Origin of the sequence: Bradyrhizobium sp. (assembly GCF_016462955.1) — a bacterium.
In the GTDB taxonomy this organism is placed as follows: Bacteria; Pseudomonadota; Alphaproteobacteria; order Rhizobiales; family Xanthobacteraceae; genus Bradyrhizobium.
The window spans coordinates 1-4,783 of sequence record NZ_JAEMSD010000510.1; the positions used below are offsets into that span (position 1 = coordinate 1).

The window sequence follows — 4,783 nt, forward strand, 5'->3', positions numbered from 1 at the left end:
CCTTCGCCATCGTCATCCTCGGCGGCCTCGGCAACATCACCGGCGCCGTGATCGGGGGCTTCATCCTCGCCCTGGCCGAAGAGCTGGGCGCCGGCTACGTCTCGTCGGGCTACCGCGACGCCATGGGCTTTGTCATCATCATCGCCGTTTTGATCTTCCGGCCGACCGGCCTGTTCGCGCGCGCGGAGCGCGTCGGATGAAGGCGATCACCACCATTCTTGCCGTCGCAGCTCTCGCCTCGGTGCCGCTCTGGCTGCGCGATCCCTATCTGCTCAACGCCCTGATCACGACCGGCATCTTCATCATCGGCGCGATGAGCCTCAATCTGCTGCTCGGCTTCACCGGCCAGCTCAGCCTCGGCCACATCGCCTTCTTCGGCATCGGCGCCTATGTGAGCGCGCTGACCTCGCTCGGCTTCGACGTCGGCCTGCCCGGAGGCTTTCGGCTGGTTCACACGCCCTGGCCGCCGATCATAGGCTTCGTGCTGGCGATCCTGATTGCAGGATTATGCGGCTATTTCGTCGGCCTGCTCTCGTTTCGCGTCCGCGGCGCCTATTTCGTCATCGTTACGATCTCCTTTGCCGAGGTGGTCCGGTTGGTCGCGCTGAACTGGGTCGAGCTGACCCAGGGCCCGCTTGCGCTGACCAATATCCCGCCCATCGCGTTGCCGTTGCCGGTCTTTGGCGAGCTGACGCTGCGCACGAAATTCCACAACTACTATCTTGTGCTGGTCGTCGCGCTCATCGCCTATCTCCTGATTGCGCGCCTCGTTCATTCCCATTTTGGCCGCTCCATGCGTGGCCTGATGGAGAACGAGACGCTGGCCGTCTCCGTCGGCATCGACGTGACCAGGACCTTGACGATCGCGGCCGTGATCTCGGCTGCCATCGCAGGCGCAGCCGGCAGCCTCTATGCCCATTATATCAGGATCATCGACCCCGAAGTGTTCGCCTTCATCAACACCGTCACCATGGTGATCATGGTCATCACCGGCGGCAAAGGCTCCCTGGCCGGGCCCGTCGTCGGCGGACTCATCTTCGGGCTGCTGCCGGTTGCGCTCCGTCCGGTGATGGCGCCGGAAGCGCAATGGATCGCCTATGGCGGCGTGCTGATCGTCATCCTGTTCGTGCTGCCGCGCGGCATCGTGCCGTCGCTCGCGCTGCGTTTGGCAGGGCGGCGGCGCCGGTCGCCTGCGCCGGCGACCCTCACGGAGACCGCTGCCAAGGAGCCGGCGTGATGACGGCGCGCAACATTGCCATGAGCATCGACCAGGTCGCCGTCCGCTTCGGCGGGCTGGTTGCGATCTCCGACATGAGTTTCACCGTGGGCGAGGGCGAGATCGTCAGCCTGATCGGACCGAACGGTGCCGGCAAGACCACCGCCTTTAACGTCATGACCGGCTTCCTGACGCCGAGCGCCGGCCGCGTGACCTATCGCGACACGGCGCTCGCCGGCTTGAAACCGCACGAGATTGCCGATCTCGGCCTGATCCGCACCTTCCAGCGCACCAGCGTTTTTCCCAACGACACCGTCTACGACAATCTGCTGATCGGCCTGCATCGACAGGGCCGGGTGCGGCTGCTCGACGCCATCCTCGGCCTGCCGGGCGCGCGTGCCTCGGAGCGCAAGCTGCGGCAGCGGGCCAGCGAGCTGCTCGAATGGGTCGGGCTGGAGCGGCGCGCGCATGATGCCGCGGGCTCACTGTCCTACGGCGAGCAGCGTCTCGTCGGTGTCGCGCTGGCGCTTGCCGCGGAACCGTCGATGCTGTTGCTGGACGAGCCGGTCTCCGGCATGAACGCCTCGGAGACCCATCGCTTTGTCGAATTGATCCGCAGCATCCGCGACCGCGGCATCACCATCCTCCTGGTCGAGCACGACATGCCCATGGTGATGACGGTCTCCGACCGCATCGTCGTGCTCAACTATGGCCGCATCATCGCGGAAGGGATACCCGATGTGATCCGCAACGACCCCGCGGTGATCGAAGCCTATCTCGGACATGGAGCGGGACATGCTTGAAATCCGCGAGATGGTGTGTGGTTACGGTGGCGTCACCGCGTTGCGCGGCATCTCGCTGGACGTGAAGGCCGGCCAGCTGGTCGCGCTGATTGGTGCCAATGGCGCCGGCAAGAGCACGACGTTGCGCGCCATCTCCGGGCTGGTGCCCCCGCGCTCCGGCCAGATGCGGTTCGAGGGCATCGAGATCACCGGGGCGAAGCCGCCGCGCGTGCTGGCCAGCGGCATTGCGCATTGCCCGGAGGGGCGGCGAGTGTTCCCGCATATGAGCGTCGAGGAAAATCTCGACATGGGGGCTTACCTCCGTCGCGGTTCGGGCGAGATCGCGGCCGACCGCGACCGCATCTACACGGAATTCCCGCGGCTTGCCGAGCGACGCCGGCAGGCCGCAGGCACGCTGTCCGGCGGTGAGCAGCAGATGCTCGCGATCGGGCGGGCGCTGATGTCGCGGCCGCGGCTGATCATGTTCGACGAGCCGTCGCTCGGGCTCGCCCCCAACATCGTCGAGCGCACCTTTGCGATCATCCGGGCCATCCGCGATTCCGGCACCACGGTGCTGCTGGTCGAGCAGAACGCGTTCGCCGCACTCGAAATGTGCGATCATGCTTATCTGCTCGAGAACGGACGCATCGTGCTGTCCGGCGCCGGCAGCGAGCTGATCGCGAACCAGCATGTGCGCAAGGCCTATCTCGGTGGATGACGAGGCCGTCCGTTCCACCTGTACCCTGGTCTGCGATCTCGACCGGCTGAAGACGGAGACGATGGTTCGCGTCCGTGTCGGAGGTCTCGACATGCTCGTGATCTGGAACGAAGGCGAGGTCGTCGCATGCGATCGCGCCTGTCCGCACGAACAGGCGGATCTCGGTCTCGGGCAGGTGAAAGCAGGGCGGCTGTACTGCCCGCGGCACGCCGCATCGTTCGATCTGCGCGACGGGACGATCAGTTCGGGATGGCCAAGCTCGCCGCTGCGGCTCTATCCGGCGCGCGTCACGGCCGAGGGAATCTCGATCGAGGTGCAGCAGCGATGAGGCGGGCGATGATGGCATCATGCCCCTGTTTTGCCCGACGAGTCAAAACGCAAGGCGTCAATCTGGTCTTCGAGAATTTGCCTTTTGGGACCAATGGCATCTCTACTGTGCATGGGGTTGTTTTCGAAGTTTCTAGTCCAGCAGTCGCCGAGCGGCGTCGACGAGAATGCCGTCCGGCCGGCGCAGCGCTTCGAGAATGGTGAAATGGTCGGCGCCTTCGACCGGGATGAGCTTGCCGGGCGCTCCAGCCGCCGCGCGTTTGTGGTGGAGATTGATGGAATCGCACACGAGGGCCGGCAGCTCATTGCTGCCATAGGCGATGTCGAGCCGCTTCGGCGTCACCGGCAGGCGCAGCGGCGACAGCGTGGCGATCTCGGCATCCGTCAGCTTCAGCGCGTCGTTGAGCCCGGTATCGCGGATCGGCGCGAGATCGTAGACGCCCGAGAGCGCGAGCCCCGCGTGGACACGCGGATGATCCAGCGCCATCGCGACGAGATGGGCGCCGGCGGACCAGCCGGACAGCACGACCGGCCCGGCGACGCCATAGGACGGGCCATGAGCGGCGAGCCAGTCGAGCGCGCGCGGGATCTCGGCAACGATGTCCGTGAGCGACACCTCGGGCGCCAGCGAATAGCCGGGTATGGCGACCGACCAGCCATGGGCGGCGACGCCTTCGACCAGCATCGCGAACAGCTCGCGCGAATTGCGCTGCCAATAGCCGCCATGCAGGAACACCAGGCAGGGCGCATCGGGAGTCGCGGCCGGATAGAGGTCGATCTTGTTGTTGGCCCGCTCGCCATAGGGCAGGTCGAGATGGGACTTCAGTGCGCCCCGCATCCGCGCCGAAGCTTCGTTGCGCTCGGCGATCAGCGCCGGGCTGTTCTTGACGGCCGCGTTGTTGTCATAGGCCGCGCTGCGCTCCGCAGGCGACAGTTCGGACCACCTGTCGCGGGGATCGAGCGGCCGAATTGTCGAGCGAGCGTCGTCAACCATGAAACTCTCCATTGCGGCCCTGGGCGCCGGGCCTTTCCGATTGGGATCGCCTATTCCGCTCGCGGATGCAATCCGGTTTGTCTCCCGCGATGCATCGGGCATGCCAGCATCCCGCCAGGTCTCGCCGGCGGCATCACGGCTCGTGCGGAGGTGCGCCGCATATTCCAAACAATGCGGGCTATCAAGTGACGGAGACAAAACGTGACCCAGCTCGATCTCGCCATTCGCGGCGGCACCATCGTGACGGCCAGCGACGAGTTCCGCGCCGATATCGGTATTCGCGACGGCCGCATCGTCAGCATCGCCGATCGCATCGAGGGCGCGGCCCGCGAGATCGATGCGACGGGCCTATTGGCGCTGCCGGGCGGCATCGACAGCCATGTCCACATCTCGCAGCCCTCGGGCCCCGACGTGGTGATGGCCGACGACTTCGCCTCGGCGACGCGCGCGGCGGCGGCCGGCGGCAATACCATGGTTCTGCCTTTCGCGTTGCAGGAGAAGGGCACCTCGCTGCGCACCTGTGTCGAGAATTATCGTAAGCTCGCCGAAGGCGAGTGCTACGTCGACACGGCGTTTCATCTCATCATCTCCGATCCGACCGCGGTCGTGCTCGGGCAGGAGCTGCCCGCCCTGGTCAAGGACGGCTACACCTCGTTCAAGGTGTTCATGACCTATGACGACCTCGTGCTTAGCGACAAGCAGCTGCTCGAGGTGTTCGAGGTCGCGCGCCGCGAGGAGGCGCTGGT

At 65.8% G+C, this 4,783-nt stretch carries 5 protein-coding genes and 2 pseudogenes; 6 read left to right on the forward strand and 1 reads right to left on the reverse strand.

Annotation, left to right across the window (positions count from 1 at the left end):
- The 5 genes and pseudogenes from JHD07_RS33055 to JHD07_RS33075 form a co-directional block, all read left to right on the forward strand.
- Window positions 1–200, forward strand: a pseudogene (locus tag JHD07_RS33055) (branched-chain amino acid ABC transporter permease); the annotation flags it as partial.
- Window positions 197–1,237 carry a branched-chain amino acid ABC transporter permease gene (locus JHD07_RS33060; RefSeq protein WP_291629774.1) on the forward strand — a complete coding sequence of 347 codons (1,041 nt, stop codon included), beginning with the start codon at window positions 197–199 and terminating at the stop codon, window positions 1,235–1,237. The pseudogene JHD07_RS33055 and the gene JHD07_RS33060, both read left to right, overlap by 4 nt.
- Window positions 1,237–2,019: an ABC transporter ATP-binding protein gene (locus JHD07_RS33065; protein WP_291629776.1), complete on the forward strand. Its 783-nt coding sequence runs from the start codon at window positions 1,237–1,239 to the stop codon at window positions 2,017–2,019. The genes JHD07_RS33060 and JHD07_RS33065 overlap by 1 nt, the downstream gene beginning before the upstream one ends.
- The gene (locus tag JHD07_RS33070; RefSeq protein WP_291629778.1) at window positions 2,012–2,716 is read left to right on the forward strand and encodes an ABC transporter ATP-binding protein; all 705 of its coding nucleotides are present in this window, start codon (window positions 2,012–2,014) and stop codon (window positions 2,714–2,716) included. Before JHD07_RS33065 ends, JHD07_RS33070 begins: the two co-directional genes overlap by 8 nt.
- Window positions 2,709–3,044, forward strand: a complete 336-nt coding sequence (locus JHD07_RS33075; RefSeq protein ID WP_291629780.1) for a Rieske (2Fe-2S) protein — start codon at window positions 2,709–2,711, stop codon at window positions 3,042–3,044. The genes JHD07_RS33070 and JHD07_RS33075 overlap by 8 nt, the downstream gene beginning before the upstream one ends.
- Before the next feature lie 132 nt (window positions 3,045–3,176).
- Here JHD07_RS33075 and JHD07_RS33080 read toward each other — a convergent pair whose 3' ends face one another.
- The gene (locus JHD07_RS33080) at window positions 3,177–4,037 is read right to left on the reverse strand and encodes an alpha/beta hydrolase (protein WP_291629782.1); all 861 of its coding nucleotides are present in this window, start codon (window positions 4,035–4,037) and stop codon (window positions 3,177–3,179) included.
- Between the two features lie 201 nt (window positions 4,038–4,238).
- Here JHD07_RS33080 and JHD07_RS33085 point away from each other — a divergent pair.
- Window positions 4,239–4,783: pseudogene (locus tag JHD07_RS33085) on the forward strand (amidohydrolase family protein); the annotation flags it as partial.

Coding starts and splice junctions, on each gene's coding strand:
- JHD07_RS33070 (WP_291629778.1), top strand. CDS start 2,012: ATGCTTGAAATCCGCGAGATGGTGTGTGGTTACGGTGGCGTCACCGCG.
- JHD07_RS33060 (WP_291629774.1), top strand. CDS start 197: ATGAAGGCGATCACCACCATTCTTGCCGTCGCAGCTCTCGCCTCGGTG.
- JHD07_RS33080 (WP_291629782.1), bottom strand. CDS start 4,037: ATGGTTGACGACGCTCGCTCGACAATTCGGCCGCTCGATCCCCGCGAC.
- JHD07_RS33065 (WP_291629776.1), top strand. CDS start 1,237: ATGACGGCGCGCAACATTGCCATGAGCATCGACCAGGTCGCCGTCCGC.